Annotated in this window: 11 protein-coding genes; 3 read left to right on the forward strand and 8 right to left on the reverse strand. The window is 39.0% G+C overall.

Features of this window, described 5'->3' with window-relative positions; translation table 11 throughout:
- Nucleotides 1-6: 6 nt before the first annotated feature.
- Both mazG and G9H60_RS10835 read right to left on the reverse strand, forming a co-directional pair.
- Nucleotides 7-807 carry a nucleoside triphosphate pyrophosphohydrolase gene (gene mazG / locus G9H60_RS10830; protein ID WP_262900018.1) on the reverse strand — a complete coding sequence of 267 codons (801 nt, stop codon included), beginning with the start codon at nt 805-807 and terminating at the stop codon, nt 7-9.
- A 185-nt stretch (nt 808-992) separates the two neighbouring features.
- A complete protein-coding gene (locus tag G9H60_RS10835; RefSeq protein ID WP_223144076.1) occupies nt 993-1,853 on the reverse strand; it encodes a glycoside hydrolase family 16 protein in 861 nt (286 codons plus the stop codon).
- A 78-nt stretch (nt 1,854-1,931) separates the two neighbouring features.
- On the opposite strand from G9H60_RS10835, the gene uvrB reads away from it, so the two are divergent.
- Nucleotides 1,932-3,956 carry an excinuclease ABC subunit UvrB gene (uvrB, locus tag G9H60_RS10840; RefSeq protein ID WP_276343853.1) on the forward strand — a complete coding sequence of 675 codons (2,025 nt, stop codon included), beginning with the start codon at nt 1,932-1,934 and terminating at the stop codon, nt 3,954-3,956.
- 67 nt (nt 3,957-4,023) lie between these two features.
- Here uvrB and pdhA read toward each other — a convergent pair whose 3' ends face one another.
- Nucleotides 4,024-5,034: a pyruvate dehydrogenase (acetyl-transferring) E1 component subunit alpha gene (gene pdhA / locus G9H60_RS10845; RefSeq protein ID WP_109321869.1), complete on the reverse strand. Its 1,011-nt coding sequence runs from the start codon at nt 5,032-5,034 to the stop codon at nt 4,024-4,026.
- 180 nt (nt 5,035-5,214) lie between these two features.
- On the opposite strand from pdhA, the gene recF reads away from it, so the two are divergent.
- On the forward strand, nt 5,215-6,318 hold the full coding sequence (gene recF, locus G9H60_RS10850; protein ID WP_223144077.1) for a DNA replication/repair protein RecF: 1,104 nt from the start codon (nt 5,215-5,217) through the stop codon (nt 6,316-6,318).
- Here recF and G9H60_RS10855 read toward each other — a convergent pair.
- A complete protein-coding gene (locus G9H60_RS10855; protein WP_223144078.1) occupies nt 6,313-7,497 on the reverse strand; it encodes a glycosyltransferase in 1,185 nt (394 codons plus the stop codon). The two genes, recF and G9H60_RS10855, sit on opposite strands and share 6 nt — an antisense overlap.
- A gap of 133 nt (nt 7,498-7,630) precedes the next feature.
- Between G9H60_RS10855 and G9H60_RS10860 the strand changes: the two genes are divergently transcribed.
- Nucleotides 7,631-11,260 carry a sialate O-acetylesterase gene (locus G9H60_RS10860; protein WP_223144079.1) on the forward strand — a complete coding sequence of 1,210 codons (3,630 nt, stop codon included), beginning with the start codon at nt 7,631-7,633 and terminating at the stop codon, nt 11,258-11,260.
- A 54-nt stretch (nt 11,261-11,314) separates the two neighbouring features.
- Here G9H60_RS10860 and G9H60_RS10865 read toward each other — a convergent pair whose 3' ends face one another.
- The 4 genes from G9H60_RS10865 to G9H60_RS10880 form a co-directional block, all read right to left on the reverse strand.
- Nucleotides 11,315-13,033 carry a GMC oxidoreductase gene (locus G9H60_RS10865; RefSeq protein WP_223144080.1) on the reverse strand — a complete coding sequence of 573 codons (1,719 nt, stop codon included), beginning with the start codon at nt 13,031-13,033 and terminating at the stop codon, nt 11,315-11,317.
- 23 nt (nt 13,034-13,056) lie between these two features.
- On the reverse strand, nt 13,057-13,659 hold the full coding sequence (locus tag G9H60_RS10870; RefSeq protein WP_223144081.1) for a gluconate 2-dehydrogenase subunit 3 family protein: 603 nt from the start codon (nt 13,657-13,659) through the stop codon (nt 13,057-13,059).
- A gap of 285 nt (nt 13,660-13,944) precedes the next feature.
- Nucleotides 13,945-15,612, reverse strand: a complete 1,668-nt coding sequence (locus G9H60_RS10875) for a RagB/SusD family nutrient uptake outer membrane protein (RefSeq protein WP_223144082.1) — start codon at nt 15,610-15,612, stop codon at nt 13,945-13,947.
- Between the two features lie 13 nt (nt 15,613-15,625).
- Nucleotides 15,626-18,553 carry a SusC/RagA family TonB-linked outer membrane protein gene (locus G9H60_RS10880; protein ID WP_223144096.1) on the reverse strand — a complete coding sequence of 976 codons (2,928 nt, stop codon included), beginning with the start codon at nt 18,551-18,553 and terminating at the stop codon, nt 15,626-15,628.
- Nucleotides 18,554-18,618 lie beyond the last annotated feature (65 nt).

The following is an 18,618-nucleotide window of genomic DNA, read 5'->3' on the forward strand; positions in this document are numbered from 1 at the left end:
AAGGTTCTAAACCTTGCCAGCGTTGCTTTTTTTAGCCTCTTCCCAATACACATCCATCTCAGCCAGGGTCATTTCCGATAGGCTTTTTCCTGCTTCTTTTGCTTTCTTTTCCAAATACTGGAAACGATAAATAAACTTACGATTCGTACGCTCTACAGCTGTTTCGGGATTGATATCAATGAACCTAGCAAAATTGACCAAACTGAATATCAAATCCCCCAATTCTCCTTCGGCTTCCTCTCTCTGACTTGAAGACAAATCCTTCCCCACAAATATTTCTTTAAACTCCCCTAATTCTTCTTCCACTTTAGCCCAAACCTGCTCTTTTTCCTCCCAATCAAAACCTGCACCTCTGGCTTTTTCCTGAATCCGCATGGCTTTAACTAAGGCAGGCAAAGACCCCGGAACACCAGACAAAACGGACTCATTTCCTTCTTTTAATTTTAGTGCCTCCCAATTCGCTTTCACTTCCTCTTCCGTATCTGCTTTGGCATCACCATAAATATGCGGATGCCTAGAAATCAATTTTTCAGCAATACTATCTAACACATCTTTGACATCAAAAGCCTGACTTTCTGAACCTATTTTACTGTAAAAAACCAAGTGAAGGAACAAATCACCAATCTCCTTCTTCACCTCCATTGAATCCCCATCCAAGATTGCATCAGACAATTCATAGGTTTCTTCAATGGTCAAATGCCGTAAAGTATCCATGGTCTGCTTCTTATCCCAAGGGCACTTCTCCCTTAAATCATCCATGATGCATAATAACCGATCAAACGCCTCCGCAGCTTCTGGATATCTCATATTATTGTTGTTTGTAAGCATTATTTTCAATATTTATTCCAATCAATCCCCAGATATATCTCCCCTTAGACATTCTAATATTATCAATTACTTGATGTAAAAAATGCAATTAATTTGCTGAAAAAAACGTTGTAAGCCTAACGCTGTCAAGGTTTAGAACCTTGACAGCGTTAGGAAAAAAATCATTATTTCAACCCATATACTCTTACATAATCTATCAACATCTTGGACGGGAAAATCGAGTCATCCACTCCTTTTTGTCCTCCCCAATTACCGCCAACGGCAATGTTTAACAACAAATGCTGCTTTTTATCAAAAGGCCAATCCTCCCATCCTACTCGGGTGTTTTGAAAGGTAAAATATTCCTTCCCATCAATAAGTGCTTTTATGTACTCCGGTGTCCAATCGATACGATATACATGAAAAACCTGATCAAAATCTGGCACCTGGGTAATTCCAGCTTTCTGTGTATTAATCACATGATTAAAGGATTTAGTATGTACCGTAGAATGAACAACCCCCGGATCATATCCCACATGTTCCATAATATCAATCTCTCCATTGTCTGGCCAATAGGCTTGACCATATTCGGATTGGCTAGCCAAGGTCCAAATCGCAGGCCAATTTCCTCGACCAGCTGGTAATTTAGCTCGAACTTCTATTCGACCAAATAAAAAATCTTTTTTGCCCTTCGTAACCAGTCTTGCTGAAGTATAACTTTTACCCTCAAAACTCTCCTTTTTAGCCTCTATTGTCAATATCCCATTCTCAACATGAGCATTGTCCAAATCTGCTTTGGTATAATATTGAAGTTCATTATTCCCCCAACCAGATCCCCCAACATCATAGGACCAAATTTTATCATCAGGTAATCCCGCCTGATTAAACTCGTCTGCCCAAACGGGATTCTCAGTAAAACTATATTCCTTAGACGGGACAGGTGCTATGTTTTGAATATTCAATGGCTCAGGTGCCACTGTGGCCTGCTTACAAGCCAAAAAGATGACTAAGACTAATCCTAAGATTATGGAAATTCGTTTTTTCATTATCCACTATTTTACATTGAAATTAAGGAGAATCAGCTCAAAATACCTAATTTGAACATCGATTTTATCTGCCTGCCCATGGACTTCAAATTAACTTCATCTTATCAGCCAACCGGCGACCAGCCCACAGCCATTCAACAACTTGTGGAAGGAGTTAACAAAAATGAAGCCGCCCAAACGCTTTTAGGAGTGACAGGCTCAGGTAAAACTTTTACGATTGCCAATGTCATTCAACAAATCAATAGGCCGACGCTCATTCTAAGTCATAATAAAACCCTAGCCGCTCAATTGTACGGAGAGTTCAAATCCTTCTTTCCTGAAAATGCGGTGGAATATTTTATCTCCTATTACGACTATTACCAGCCCGAAGCTTTTATCCCAACCACGGGCACTTATATTGAAAAAGACCTTTCCATCAATCAAGAAATAGAAAAGCTTCGACTAGCCACTACTTCATCCCTGATGTCAGGAAGAAGAGATATCATCGTCATTGCTTCCGTATCCTGTATTTATGGTATGGGAAATCCCGATGAATACCGAAATTCGATTTTAAGAATCGGAGTAGGTGAAACCATTTCCAGAAATCAATTCCTTTTCCGCCTTGTTGAGATTTTATATGCCCGTACCGAAGGGGAATTTTTACGAGGTACCTTTCGCGTCAAGGGTGATACCGTGGATATCTTTTTGGCCTATGCTGACTTTGGCTATCGCTTCATCTTTTTTGGTGATGAAATCGAAGAAATCCACCGAATAGACCCTTGGACTGGAAAGAAAATATCTTCTGAAAAAATGGTCGCGGTATTTCCTGCGAATTTATTTGTAACTGGTAGAGAAACCTTAAATCAAGCTATTTCTTTTATACAAGCCGACTTAGTTGCTCAAATCAAACATTTTGAATCAGAGGGTAGGCTGTTAGAAGCAGAGCGTATCAAACAAAGGACAGAATTTGATCTGGAAATGATGCGAGAGCTGGGCTATTGTTCGGGTATTGAAAATTATTCTAGGTATTTTGATCAAAGAAAAGCGGGTCAAAGGCCCTTCTGCCTATTGGACTTTTTTCCTGATGATTTCCTGATGGTAGTGGATGAAAGTCATGCTACGATGCCCCAAATCAGAGCCATGTGGGGTGGCGACCGATCTCGTAAGGAATCTTTAGTGGAATATGGTTTTAGATTACCTTCTGCCATGGATAACCGTCCGCTGACTTTTCAAGAGTTTGAAGACATCATTGGTCAAACGATTTTTGTATCCGCCACGCCATCTGACTATGAATTACGCAGATCTGAAGGGGTAGTTGTAGAGCAAATCATCCGCCCGACAGGACTTTTGGATCCAAAAATTGAGGTTCGTCCAACCAAAAATCAAATTGATGATTTGTTGGATGAAATATATGATCGTGTCAAAAAAAAGGAAAGGGTTCTAATTACTACTTTGACCAAAAGAATGGCAGAAGAACTTTCCAAATACCTGGATCGTGTTGGGGTGAAAGGTCGCTACATCCACTCAGAAATCAAGTCCTTAGAGCGAGTTGAAATATTACGGGAACTCAGGCTGGGAGTATTTGATGTGTTAGTGGGCGTTAACCTACTTCGTGAGGGTCTTGACCTACCCGAAGTATCTTTAGTGGCCATCATGGATGCAGACAAAGAAGGCTTCTTACGTGATATCCGCTCCCTAATTCAAACCATTGGGCGTGCCGCTAGAAATGAAAACGGAAAGGTGTTGATGTATGCCGATCGGATTACTGGTTCCATGGAAAAGGCGATTTCCGAGACCAATCGCAGGAGAGCCATTCAGATGGAATATAATGAAGCACATGGTATCACTCCAAAAACCATTTGGCGCAGTCATGATGAGATTTTGGAACAAACATCCATTGCCGACCGTATGGCTAAACCGAATAAAAACTACTTAATTCAACCAGAGGAAAAACTGGCAGCAGCAGATCCTTTGTTGGCTTATATGTCAAAAGGCGACTTGGTTAAGCAAAGAGACAGCATCCGAAAAGAAATGGAGAAGGCCGCCAAAGAAATGGACTTCCCATTGGCAGCTAAATTTAGAGATGAGCTTTTAGCTGTAGAAAAGCTGATTTCAGACAAATAAGATTCGATACCGTTGGTCAAAAAAAAATGCCCGAATCTCTTCGGGCATTTTCCGTAAAAATCGATGATTACTCTTCAATGAAAGGATAATCTTCTTGCACATATACATCTTTATATGCCTCCTCTTTAGAAGGGAATGGAGAATTTTCAGCAAACTCAACTGACTCTTGCACTTGAATTTTAATCTTCGCGTCAATCTCGTCCAATTCTGCTTGAGTTAAGATATTATTTTCTAAAATGGTCATCTTAACTTGCTCAATAGGATCACGCTCCTTGTAAGCTTCAACTTCTTCTTTAGAACGATATTTTTGTGGATCTGACATAGAGTGACCACGGTAACGGTAAGTTCTAAATTCCAAGAAAGTAGGTCCTTCTCCGGCACGAGCTCTGGCCGCAGCACGAGAAACCGCCTCATGAACAGCCTCTACATCCATGGCATCCACCGGCTCAGATGGCATATCGTATGCCTCTCCAATGGTATATAAATCAGTCACGTTAGATGTTCTAGCCACTGAAGTACCCATGGCATAGCCATTATTTTCTACAACAAAAATCACTGGTATTTTCCAGGTCATCGCTATGTTGAAAGTCTCATGTAAAGCTCCTTGACGAACCGCACCGTCCCCAAAATAGCAAATAGCTAAGTTTCCTGTTTTATTATATTTCTCCGCAAATCCCAATCCAGCACCCAAAGGAATCTGAGCACCCACAATTCCGTGTCCACCCACAAATCCTACACTCTTATCAAAAATGTGCATGGATCCACCTTTACCTTTAGAGGCCCCCGTAATTTTACCGTATAATTCAGCCATAATTGCATTGGGTGAAGTCCCTAATGCCAATGGAATACCGTGATCACGGTAAGCTGTAATGTACTTATCTCCTTCTTTTAAAGCAGATTTTGAACCAGAAGAACAAGCTTCCTGTCCAATATACAAGTGGCAAAAGCCTTTGATTTTTTGCATTCCATACAATTGACCGCACTTTTCTTCAAACTTACGTTGCAATTGCATCGACTCATACCAATAACGGTAGGTCTCTTTCGAATACTTAGGAGCTTTTGTTTCTTTCTTTGCCATGATATTATTCAAAAATTCATTTGCTTAATCGAATGGGGAAATACCCACCGACCGAATCAGCTACGAAATTAAAACAAAAGCATTAAGCTGCCAAAAAATGAATGGATTTAGCCAAAATCAATCCGTAAAATCCATGATTATTCGTTATTTTTACGATTCAAGCCTTATTTCTAAGCCCGCATGTACCTTAAATCATTACAGGTCAAACAATTTAAGTCCTATGCGGAGGCTCAATTTGATTTTATCTCCAACATCAATTGCATCGTAGGTGAAAATGGCATTGGAAAAACCAATCTCCTGGATGCCATTCATTTTCTTTCCATGACCAAAAGCGCTCGGGGTGTTGGTGATCCTTTATGCATTCAGCATGGGGAGGACTATTTTATGATTCAAGGAAATTTTGTTTACCAAAAACAAGATGCCTCCAAGCTCCCTGCTAGTGAAACCCAAATTACTTGTGCCTACCAACGTGGTCAGAAAAAAAGCTTTCTGCGTGACCAAAAAGCCTACCCTAGACTGGCTGATCATATCGGGAATTTCCCTGTGGTACTTATGGATCCTTATGATACGGATTTAATTCGGGAGGGAAGTGAAGAGCGAAGAAGGTTTTTTGATGGCATGATGGCTCAAATGGACCGGGCATTTTTAGATAATTTATTGCGCTATAACCGTATCGTCCAACAAAGAAATACCCTTTTAAAACATTTTGCTGAGCGTGGTACAGTCGATCGAATACTGCTAGATAGCTACCATGAACCAATGGTTCAATTAGGTGAAACTATTGCTTCAGCCCGTGTGGAATTTCTGAAAAAATATTTACCTAATTTTCAGACTCATTATGCCAAATTATCCGATGATCGGGAACAGGTAAATATCAACATAGAAAGCACCTTTCCGCTAGGGGAATTGGATGCCACTTTAAGAAATGCTGAGGCACAAGATTTAGCGGCTCAAAGGAGCACCTTAGGTATTCACCGAGATGATTTCAGCTTTGAAATCAATGGCTTTCCATTGAAAAAGTTTGGTTCACAAGGTCAACAAAAAAGCTTTGTTGTGGCGCTAAAACTAGCTCAGTTTGATACCTTGGCACAAGCACGTCCTAGAAAACCACTCCTATTATTGGATGATATTTTTGATAAACTAGATGATCGACGAATCCAACGATTGGTACAAATGATGGCAGAAGATCATTTTGGACAAGTATTCATTACGGATGCTCGCCCAGAGCGGACGAAATCATTATTAAAAAACCTGAAGGGGGAAATTAAGTATTTGGCCTTATAAGAAAAGCCCTTCGTATAAAGTATCCGCAAAAGCCTTCTCTGAATTCTCTTGCTCCATTTTTTCCATTTGCTCTTTCGAATAACCTATCCCAAGGTTCAAGTATTGCTCCAACTGTTCCGCTATTTGAATTGGGGATTGAGCATCCACCACTAAACCTAAATGCATGCTTTGAATCAATTTCCCCAGCAGGCCATAATGGGTCCCCAACACCACTTTTTTTGAAATACTTGCCCGAACTAAAACAGAACTCATGCCCACATGATTTTGGTATAACATCAAGACCAAATCAGCCGATTCAAAGCACAATTGAATGTCTTTGCCTTTAATTTCTTGAAAGATAGAAATAACTTCCAGGTCTGGAAATTGTTGAATTAGCTTTTCCAAATGAGTTTGATATCCAGGGCTAATCGCTCCTGCCACCAATAAACAAATTTGACTTAGCTCTTCTGAGGTTAAATGCTGCGTGGACTGTAAAAATGCTTCAATCCCTTTTCTGGGGTCAAGGTAGCCAAAAATTAAACAGACTTTTTTGTTGCTAGGAATATGCCAATGCTCCCGAAAGGCCTTTAGCTCTTCGGCACTTACCTCATAGGCTCTTACTGGATCCGAAATGCGCATGACTTGGGTTTTCCCCAACAATGGACGAATATGTTTAACGGCCTTATGGTCTAAACTAAATAATACTTTCATGGAGGTGCGATATGTCGACAAACGCAGCATACATTTTTTCATGAAAGCACTTTTCCAAGAAGCTTTACGGTAATAAAAATTAGGTCTAAAATAAATTCCTCCCAATTGGAAATGGGCTTTCTTCCCGAATAACATCCCCAATTGGAAATAATCAAAATACATCAATAATCCATGGCTAGCTTCCCAGGCCTCGCTAATTTCCACATATAAATTCCATTCAGCTATGGAGCGTTTGTAAATGGACTGCCCATGAAGATGTTGAATGGTCAGGGTATCCAAGGCATGAAAATGTATGTTATTCCCTAAATCAAAGCCCCATGTTTGACGGTTTTTTTTAAAACTTTGGATAAAGCTTTCAGGAACAATCAGTAATAATTCTACCTCAGGCTTATGACTAAACTGATGAATCAAATAAGCCAAATAATCTGTATGATGACCATCATCAATGGAATCAAAAACGCTTAATCGATAAGTTGGGGAGGTCGACATAAGGTATCAAAATTAACAATAAAATGCGTAATTTTGTATTTATTCTGTTCCAGTGTTAGTTCGCCCTCATACCGTTTATTTCCTTTCCCTATTCTTCTTTTTCTTTGTGATAAATCATTCATGGAGCCAAAGAATGGATGGATTTTTGTTTGATAAATTACCTCAAGATTATCAATTATATCCAAGGGATAAACAAAACAATGGTTTGATTTCCATTGCTGGTTCATCTGACTCCAATCAGTGGACATCTATTTCCTTCATTTTAACTAGAAATTCAACCCGGTATTCATACCGCAAATTGCCCCTTTCCTTTCAGCAAGGTCGTGGTTTCTTTAAAACAGAGCTTAACATCAAAGCCGAATTGGCCGAATATGACCTTCAAGTATTTGCTATTAACCAACTTGATTCAGTCCTGATAGTCAGTCGAAAAAACATCGTATCTGGAGATGTCTTTTTAGTCAGTGGGCAGTCGAATTCCTACAATGGAAAAGAAAATACCAAGGTGTATAAGGGAGAATTTGCGCGGAGTTTTGGGAAATATCCCGAATATACCAATGTCCAAAATTACAATCCTGCTGATACACTATGGTCCATTTCCAATAGTCCGGCCGACGTAGGTTTATGGGCTTCTCAAATCCAGAAATATATCATTGAAGAACATAAAATTCCTGTTTGTATCATCAATGGAGGGTCAGGAGGCTCTTCCATGGAATATAATTTAGCTCGAGGAACAGATAAAGCCGACTTAACACAGTCGAGCGGCCGTTTATACTACAAAGTCATGAAAGCTGGTTTATTGAATGCGGCTAGGGCTTTTATATACCGACAAGGAGAAAATGATTCCAATGGAAATGCCCTAGGCTGGCTTGAAAATTTCCGAAAACATGTAGACTTATTAAAAAAAGAATATCCGAGTATTCAAAAAATATACTTGCCACAAATCAATATCGTGGATGGCGATTATGCGATGCAGGGAGTATTAAGAAATGACCAAAGAAGAATACTGCAAGAAGGTTCATTTATTCAAGGATTTGCTACCGTAGGTACCCGAGGATATGATGGTATTCACTATACACCGGAGGGTTATTTTCAGAGCGCTTTGGAAATGTACCGGTTAATCGACCGGGATTTTTATAGCAAAAAAATAAATACTGCCTTTGAAAGCCCTAATTTAACTCGCGCCTATTATGGTTCCACGGATAAAAAATTGATTGTATTGGAGTTTGATCAAAATCAGGAAATGGTGGTGCAACAAGACACCACACTACCAAGTAAGCTAGGCCAAAACATCCTAAGAACCATCAAAGAGAATTTCTTCTTGACGGGTATATCCCTTTCCCAACTAAAATTTGATGAAATAAAATCTGTTAAGGCATATGGAAATAATGTGGTTTTACGCCTAGATAGGGCCCCTTTGGAAGACGTAATTTCCTATCTCCCAACCTATTTTCCCAAGGAAGTATTCAATCAGTTTCCTGGACCATTTTTGAAAAATAAGGGAGGTATGCGTGCCTTTAGTTTTGAAAATATTAAAATAGGGAGCCCTCAGCTATTTGATACTTTGGCTAGTGTACATACCTTTCATCGTATTCCCCAAGATTACCAATTATTTCCTCGAGATAGTAAAACTAATTGGGGAGAAATTGTGGTAAAAGGTAATGAACGAAGCGGAAATTTTATCGGTATTTCAGCCTTATTAAGCAGCAAAGATGGAGTCCGAAAATACCAATATTCTGCTTTGGTATATCAAAAAAATACGGCTGAATGGGCCTTTAACATACCCATAAAAGCAGAAAAGACGAATCATACCCTAGACATTTACTTATTGAAATCACCAACAGATTCAGTAAAAATAGCTTCAAGAACGCATCTAGTTTCAGGAGATGTATTCCTTGTCAATGGAGGGATTAATGCAAGTGCCTCTTTTAATGAAACGGAAACGGATGAGTTTTTAAGGACTTTCGGGAAAAATTCACTCCTAAATAATCGGGAAGACTACGCTCTATCGGATACACTATGGTCGGTATCCAATTCCTTAGGCTATGCGAATAATGTAGGTTCATTTGCCTATTCCTTACAAAAAAAGTTAGCTGAAACACTCCAAATCCCCATAGCTCTGATCAATGGCAGCGACCATCATTCAACTACTGAACATTTACTAAAACCAGCCATGGATCCATATTTGCTTCAAACAAATTATGGAAAAATGCGCTATCGAATTGAAAAAGCTGGGGTAAAGAACCGATTAAAGTCCTATATCTTTCGCCATGGAGAAATTGACGCAGATAAAATAGCACAACCGACCATTTCATCCATCAACCAATTAATCCATGATTTACAGGCAGATTTTCCTGCTATCGAGAAAATGATTTTTTGTCAAAATGACATTGGCGATCATCCTAGCGAAAGTGCTGCCATCTTGCGCGAATTTCAAAGAACTATAGGGGAAGACCATGCTGATATTATACCATTTAGTACCTTGGGTACCAGTGGATTCACCGGATCAACCTATACCAAAGAAGGCTATGTGAATAATGGTTTGGAAATAGCCCAAATTCTGGGTCAGCAGCTCTATAAAATTGGGAATGTAGAAGTTGAAACTATCGCTCCAAATTTAAAAAAGGTCTTTCAATCGAATTCAAATCCAAAAAATTTGACGCTTGTTTTTGAAGAGGGACAAAACATTCAATATCCTAGTTCCTTCACACACCCCTCAGGAAAGGTTCTGGATATCAATGAATTTATCAGCATTGATAATTTTACATTTCAAATTCAAAAAGCAACAGCTAAACAGCATAAAATTGCGTTAGAGCTCGTTTCAAATAAAAAAAGAAATACCATTTCGTATTTACCTTCCTTTGTAACAAACAACTATTACTTCTACCCTTATTTAGGGCCCTATTTACAAAACTCCAAAGGAAAAAATGCCTTTTCTTTTTATCAGGTGAAGGTTCAAAAGGCAATGGATAGCGTCAACATTCAAGTAAAAGAAAAAAAATGGGATGGTATTTCCATTCAATGGGAGAAGTTGCCAACGGCTCAATCTTATCAATTATTACGCAAAAAGAAAGGAGATGCTGAATTCCAATTCATGGCTCAGTATCCTGCATCCACAACCTCTTTTAGAGAAATTCCAAAAGCACTCAATACGACCTACCAATACCAAATAATTGCATTAAATGATTCGACAGAATCAGATCCATCAACCATTAGTATCAGCTTGCCGGATTCATTAAAAGGCATAGTTCTATCACAGTTGAAACAAGATAAAGAGATCATTCCAATAGGCTGGACTAAGGCAGTAGATGCTAACAAATATGTCTTATCTAGACAAGCACCTGGAGAAGCATTCAAGGTCGTTTTTCAAGGCATAGGCGAAAAATATGAAGATAAAGACGTCGTGCCCGGACTCAGTTATGTATATCGATTGCAATATTTTACCGAAGAAGGAATTTCTCAAAATAGTTATTTAAAAGCTCGGACAGAAATAACCTTGGGTGTGGAACCAGATCATTCAAGCAAGCTTCAAATTTTCCCAAACCCAAGTAAAAACAACATCACTTTAGCGTTCGGTGAATCCATTTCTGGAAAGGTTTCATTGATTAATATGAGTGGTATGCGCTTGGAGCAGTGGGAAATAACTCAACAAGAATCCTTTGGTATATCTTTAGCCAAGTACCCAGAAGGCATTTATTTTATTCAAGTTAAAACGGAACAATGGCCATCGGTCTTACTACATAAGGTGATTCGAATCACCGAATAGAGGCATAAAAAAAGGGGCTCAACTGAGCCCCTTTTCCTTTACTTTCCATTTGAATTACAAATTACGTTTCTTCAATTCACTCACAGCAAAATCAGCAGCGCGAGCAGTTAAAGCCATGTAAGTTAATGATGGATTCACACATGAAGCAGAAGCCATAGCTGCTCCGTCTGTAACAAATACGTTTTTCACGTTATGTACTTGATTGTGCTTATTTAATACAGATGTTTTAGGATCACGACCCATGCGTGCTGTACCCATTTCGTGAATACCTAAACCAATGTGCGTATTTGTATTATTGTAGGCGTTGATATTTTTGAAACCAGCTGCTTCTAACATTTCAGCGGCATCATTCATCATATCTTGACGCATTCTAATTTCATTTTCACCAAATTCTGCTTCAAATTCTAACACTGGTAATCCCCATTTATCTTTTTGACTTTGGCTTAAGACAAAACGGTTATTTGGATTAGGGAGAATTTCTCCGAAACCACCAAAACCAATAGACCATGTACCTGGTTGAGTTAAGCTCTCTTTGAATTCAGCTCCGAAACCATCCATGTTGGTTCCACGTCCCCAGCCTGCACGGCTAGCACCTCCTTGGTAACCGAAACCACGGATATAACTACGCTTGTCATTACCCCAGTTACGGAAACGAGGAATGTATAAACCATTGGGACGATTACCATACATATAATCATCATTGAAACCTTCAATTTGAGCTGAAGCACCTACTCCTAGATGGTGGTCCATGATGTTACGACCCAACTGATCACTATCGTTTCCTAGACCATTACTAAAGCGGCTCGACTTAGAATTCATCAAAATGGACGTGGAACCGATTGCTCCTGCATTCACAAAAATGATTTTAGCAAAGTATTCAGTAACAGCCATGGTGTTTTGATCAATCACACGAACACCTTTAGCTTTTTGCGTAGCCTCATCATAAATAATTTCTGAAACGATGGCATTATGAATCATGGTCAAACGCTTCGTGCGCATAGCGGCAGGTAAAGTTGCTGACAATGAACTGAAATATCCACCATAAGGACATCCACGCATACACTTGTTACGGTATTGGCATGCACCTCTACCCAAGGCTGTATGATGAGCACCAGGCTGAGTTAGATGAGCGACACGACCAATGGTAATCGGGCGGCCTAATTTCTTGTTCACCTGATTTTTAAAATGCTCTTCTGGAGCAGTCATGGCCATAGCTGGTAAAAACTCAGAATCTGGTAAAACATCCAAACCTTCTCTTTGACCAGAAATACCAGCAAATTTCTCTACATAAGAATACCATGGAGCTAAATCTTCATAGCGGATTGGCCAATCAGTTCCAATTCCATCTTTAGCGTTAGCTTCAAAATCTTCTTTATTCCAACGATAGGATTGACGACCCCAAAGTAAGGACTTACCACCAGTGTGGTAGGCACGAATCCAATCAAATCCCCCTTTTTTCTCGATGTATGGGTTTTGTTTATCGTTTTCAAACAAATAACGATGCTCCTCATTGGGTGTATAACCAGTACGCATACCTGCCCAATACTCTTCGGCAGCCATGTTGGTTGGGCGACCACGGTGAGGGAAATCCCAAGGGTCTTTCAAGGCTGTCTCATATCCTTCTACGTGTTTAATTTCACGACCACGCTCTAAAACAGCTACTTTTAATCCTTTTTCAGTTAATTCTTTGGCAGCCCAGCCACCTGATATACCGGAACCTACGACAATGGCGTCAAAGGTTTGGCTTTTTATTGCATCTATGTTAAGATTCATGTGAGTAATGATAAATGGTCAAATTAATATTGATATGCCTTTTGGCCTGGCTTCAATTTGGTAGGTTCAAATTTACCTGGAACGGTTACATATTCGAAAGAAGATGTAATTCCTTTTTCAGAAGTAAAATATCCCAATAGGGTTAACTCCTTAATTAGTCGCCAAAAAGGTACTCCTGTATTTCCTTCCAATGTTTCTTTGTCAACATTGTCTCCCACTTTTTGCAATCTAACACGGTAGGAATTCATCAATTCCTTGGTATTGCTTTCCAACAATTTCAACATGGCTACTTGACCACTGGCATTTTGACTTAAGAACCCTGCTTTATCTAAATCAGATACTCCTTTTAAGAAGCTTCTTTGCTCAGGTAATTTGTAACAATCGTTCAACATTAATTCAATAAATGCGGGAACACCGGCTTCAATAGCTCCGGGAGTAGACGTTTTAGGAATGATATGTTCTGCTACGGCAGCTACGATTTTCCTTTGCGTATCCGACAAGCTAAAAGTATCAGCCAAAGCTGTCTTGCCACTGTGTTTCGCTTCCATAGCCATCAATGTTGGAGCTGTGATAGCTCCCCCTAACATCAAAGCTATTTGGGAGATGGCATCTCTTCTTGTAAGCATAATTTTATGGGTTAATAAGTTCTTGATAGATTCCGTTTACTCAATCAAATTGATAAGAAAACAAATTTAATCAGAATATTGATTTTTCAAGAATAAATACAAAAAAAAGGGCCTGAATAAATTCAGGCCTCTTTATAAATAATTAAATCAACGAATGCACTCAAGGAATAAATTCCCTATTCATTTTATCAATTAGTTGAATAGGTTTAGAGGTGATTTTTGGGCAATTTCACCAACGCTGTCAAGGTTTAAAACCTTGACAGCGTTAGGCAAAAAAACCATTTTTTAATACCCTGGATTCTGTTTCAAATAACCTGTTAAGTTAGATGCACCGTCAATCGCAGTTTGAGGAATAGGGAATAAACGCATGTTTTTATCCGTATTACTTTTCTCTGTCCATGAATCTTCGTATTTACCGAAACGGATTAAATCCGTTCTACGTTGATTCTCCCAATAGAATTCAAATCCACGCTCACGTAATAAAGTATTCAAATCAATACTAGTTAATGCAGCAGCTGGTTTAGTACGAGCTGCACGAACTGCATTGACATCTACTAAAGCACCTGCGGCATCTGATTTACGTAATTTAGCTTCAGCACGCATCAAATAAGCATCCGCTAAACGAATGATAACGATATCTGCCTCACCAAAGTTACGTCCAGAAGAAGACTTCTTCGAGAACTCATATTTCTCTACACGGTATCCTGTGCTGTAATCACTACCTGCGGTAGTGAAATTCACAGCTTCTGTATGAATCACTAAAGGATATGGCGCTTTACCACGTGTATTGTACAATGGACCCACTTTGAATTTACCATCTGGACATTTAACAAATGCACCACTTTGGTAAACTAAACCATATTGTTGACCTCTTAATATACCGCGGTCAATGTTGTATGAATTACCATCAACACATTCCACATTTGGGTCTACATTTTTCTTGTAAAAACGTGGATCTGCATCAGCAGGATCAACACTTCCGTAAGCACTTACCCATGAACGATAAAAGTCTGGTGTAATAGCAGGACCGTCAGTACCATTGGCTGCTGGATAAGCTGGCAATGGACGTTGATCATTAGCTAAAGAGAAATAAGACATACGGTTATGTCCATTTAGTTCAGCACGTTGGTCAATCGCAAAAATCAACTCTTTGTTCGTATGGTTATCATTTCCGAAAATCGCGAAATAATCAGCTGATAACGCATATTGACCAGAACTGATAATCTTTCCTGTATACTCGATTACTTTATCCATATCAGTTGCTGAATGGTTCAAAGTAGCTCCATAAGGATCACGGTATGCAGCAGCATTCAAGTGCAATTTGGCCAATAGTCCCCATACTGCACCTTTCGTAATACGACCTGGACCTGTAGTAGTTTCTACAATTGGTTCAATAGCCAATAACTCCGCACGAATGTATTCTACCGCTTTATCTGTTCTTAAAATAGTCGATACATCTCCTAAATCTTCTTTTTGGAAAGCAATACCGAATAAATCCAACATCAATAAATTATAGAAAGCACGCATTCCACGAGCCTCTGCTATGTATAGATTTGCTGATGGATCTTTGTTAACTTTTAAAGAATTGATAGCTGTTACGGAACGAGAAATACCTTGTAAAATCAAGTTCCAAGTATTTCTAACGTTCGGGTCAGTACTCGTCGTTTGGTGACGGTGCAAAGACAAATAGATACCATTATCACCCCAGTCAGTACCTCCACGATATGGTAGGATAGCCTCATCTGTAGAAATTTCAGTTAAAGCGAATAAGTTGGTATGTTGGTAAATACTAGGCAATAAAGCATATGCAGGAGCTAAAATTCCATCTGCCGCCTGTTTGTCAGTTACGGTAGTGGCATTGTACTCATCTAAAATGATCTCATTCAAATTGGTACAGCTATAAAAAGCCATCATACCAAAAAGAACTATGGTTATTTTTCCTATCTTTTTCATTTTTGTTTAACGATTAAAATGTAAGATTTAAGCCGAAGATGACAGATTTAGCTTTTGGATAGCTCAAATAGTCAATTCCATAAGATAATACTCCGTTCATAGAACTATCCTTATTAACTTCTGGATCAAATCCATCGTAATTGGTTGCAATCCATAAGTTTTGTCCAGTTACTGATAAGCGTAAAGAAGATACCCACTTACTAATACCTAACTTTTGTGTATCAAATGTATAACCCAAGGTAGCGTTGTTCAAACGTAAGAATCCTCCGTCTTTCAAGAAACGCGTTGACACAGGAGCCGCATTACTGTTTGACTCTTTCGAATCAGCATAAGCAGCTGGAGTGGTGTTGGAGTTTTTAGCGATTTTCAACTTGTAGAAAGAAGAGTTAGCTGTATTGTCATAGATTTTGTTACCTGCCACTCCATTGAATTGCAATGATAAGTCAAATCCTTTGTAAGCTAAATTACCAAAGAAGTTGTACTGTGTAGTTGGCAATGCCGTTCCAGCAGCGATACGGTCTTTATCAGTAACGATACCGTCACCATCTACGTCACGGTAAACACTCATACCTTTATCATCAAATCCAGTAAATTCTTTCAAGAAGAAGGTTCCGATAGGCTGACCATTGATATAACCGTTGATTGTAGCTGAAGTTAAACCAGAACCAGATGCAGAACCTGATGGGATAACTGTGTAAGGAGAACCAACTACTTCATTTTTAATCAAAGTTAAGTTACCTCCTAAGCTATATTTCCAGCCAGTTTCTGTAGTTCCTTTGTATTCCAAATCCAATTCTAAACCACTGTTATTGATTTTCATATCTTTCACATTAGCCCAAACAGAAGAAGCTGGTTGAACTGGGTCAGATGGAATAACCTCTAATAACATGTTGTTGGAAATCTTATTGAAATAATCAATCGATCCAGAGAATGATCCATTACCGAAAGCAAAATCTAAACCTATGTTACTTTGCGTTGAAACCTCCCACTGTATATCTGGGTTAGCTAAACGAGAATAAGTAATTCCTGAAGGGAAAGTAGAAGTAGCATCCAAAGGATAAGAAGTAGTACCAGAAATTGTTGAAGTAAACAATGGCTGAGTAATCTTCGAAGGAATCTCTTGGTTACCTGTTTGTCCCCAACCTGCACGTAATTTCAAGTTGCTGATATTAGTATTTTTCAAGAATGCTTCTTCAGAAATTCTCCATCCTAAAGAGAAGGAAGGGAAAATACCGTATTTATTATTAGCACCAAATTTAGATGAACCATCAGCACGAACGGTTGCCGTAGCTAAATACTTATCTTTATATTGGTAGTTAAAACGTCCAAAATAGGATTGTAGCTCATTAATGAAGGCTGAACCACCTGGCTTGTTTGTTGCCATGGTTAATTCTTGACCTACGCCAGGATTGTAGATTGGGTCAATAGGCAAATCCGCTGGGAATTTATTAATACTCCAGTTACGGTATTGAACCTTTATTTTTTGATATGAATGACCTACCAAAGCAGAGAAATTATGATCTCCTTGGTCGTAAGTATAAGTCAAATAGTTTTCAATCAAACGGTTAGTATTACTTGCCAAATAAGAATCTAAACGACCATCTTGTTTTGGAATGTTACTACCCAATGATTCTACGTCACGAGTTGATGTAGAGTTATCCAAACCAAAATTCAAACGATATACCAAACCTTTCACAATCTTCAATGAAGGAGAAATGCTAGCGATAGTACGGTTGATGGTGGTGATATCTTTGAACAAAGTTAATCCCAACAATGGGTTAGAAGCCGTTGCATAACGAGCCAATGAACCATCTGCTGCATAAGCAGGAAGAGTTGGGTTATTTGAAATCGCAGTTCCTAATAATCCTTCTACTGATGGACGCTCATTGTTGGTGTTTGTAACGTTCAAATTAGCATCCACGACCAAACGATCATCCCAGAATTTCTGAGTCACATTGATACGGCCAGTATAACGATCTAATTGATTATTTTTCAAAATACCTTGTTGAGCTTGTGCTCCAAAAGAGGCATAGTAAGAAAGTTTATTAGCACCTCCACCTAAACTCAAGTTATAGTTTTGAGTCAAAGCTTGACGAGTAATTTCTTTTTGCCAATCTGTATTTCCACCAAAGTCTTCCAAATTACCTCCATTTGCTACTACTTGCTTACGGAATTCAGATGCAGACAAAACTGGTAATGCACGAGCAATACTTGAAACAGCTAAACTAGAACTGAAATTTAAGGTTGAAACACCTGCTTTACCTTTTTTAGTTGTGATTAAAACCACACCATTAGCTCCACGTGCACCATAAATAGCTGTAGCAGAAGCATCTTTTAATACGTCGATAGTTTCAATATCTTGAGGATTCAAGAAGTTTAATGGATTACCGCCACCTGTACTTGAATTATCTAAAGCTAAACCATCAATCACAAACAAAGGAGTACTACCCGTACGAATACCTCCCGGTCCACGGATGGTGATACCTTGATTACCTCCTGGTTCTCCAGTGGCTGATGTAACATTTACACCCGCTACCTTACCTTGTAATAATTGCTCTGGTGAGTTGATAATACCTTTGTTGAAAGCTGCACTTTGAACTGATTTAACAGATCCAGTAACGTCGCGTTTGTTTTGAGTACCATAACCTACCACAACTACTTGTGCTAAGTCAGCTGAATTAGCCACCATGGCAATTTCTAATGATGATCTAGAACCAACAGTAACTTCTTGAGTAGCGTAACCTAGATAACGAAGTACCAATACCGAATTGTCATTAGGAACAGAAATGGTAAATGCACCATTTACATCTGTACTAACGCCCTTGGTTGTACCCTTAAGAATTACGTTTCCGCCGATGAGTGCCTCTTTAGTAGTGGCATCAATCAATCGACCTTTAATTTGTTTACCCGCTTGTGCGTTCACATCGAATGCCCCAAGCATGAATATGCTAGCCACGAAAAATAGTACTATACGAGTACTTGCATTTCGTAACAACGCACACCATA

Origin of the sequence: Aquirufa aurantiipilula (assembly GCF_019923745.1) — a bacterium.
Classification (GTDB): domain Bacteria; phylum Bacteroidota; class Bacteroidia; order Cytophagales; family Spirosomataceae; genus Aquirufa; species Aquirufa aurantiipilula.

Coding starts and splice junctions, on each gene's coding strand:
- pdhA (WP_109321869.1), bottom strand. CDS start 5,034: ATGGCAAAGAAAGAAACAAAAGCTCCTAAGTATTCGAAAGAGACCTAC.
- G9H60_RS10855 (WP_223144078.1), bottom strand. CDS start 7,497: ATGTCGACCTCCCCAACTTATCGATTAAGCGTTTTTGATTCCATTGAT.
- G9H60_RS10860 (WP_223144079.1), top strand. CDS start 7,631: ATGGATGGATTTTTGTTTGATAAATTACCTCAAGATTATCAATTATAT.
- recF (WP_223144077.1), top strand. CDS start 5,215: ATGTACCTTAAATCATTACAGGTCAAACAATTTAAGTCCTATGCGGAG.
- G9H60_RS10880 (WP_223144096.1), bottom strand. CDS start 18,553: ATGCTTGGGGCATTCGATGTGAACGCACAAGCGGGTAAACAAATTAAA.
- G9H60_RS10870 (WP_223144081.1), bottom strand. CDS start 13,659: ATGCTTACAAGAAGAGATGCCATCTCCCAAATAGCTTTGATGTTAGGG.
- mazG (WP_262900018.1), bottom strand. CDS start 807: ATGAGATATCCAGAAGCTGCGGAGGCGTTTGATCGGTTATTATGCATC.
- G9H60_RS10875 (WP_223144082.1), bottom strand. CDS start 15,612: ATGAAAAAGATAGGAAAAATAACCATAGTTCTTTTTGGTATGATGGCT.
- uvrB (WP_276343853.1), top strand. CDS start 1,932: ATGGACTTCAAATTAACTTCATCTTATCAGCCAACCGGCGACCAGCCC.
- G9H60_RS10865 (WP_223144080.1), bottom strand. CDS start 13,033: ATGAATCTTAACATAGATGCAATAAAAAGCCAAACCTTTGACGCCATT.
- G9H60_RS10835 (WP_223144076.1), bottom strand. CDS start 1,853: ATGAAAAAACGAATTTCCATAATCTTAGGATTAGTCTTAGTCATCTTT.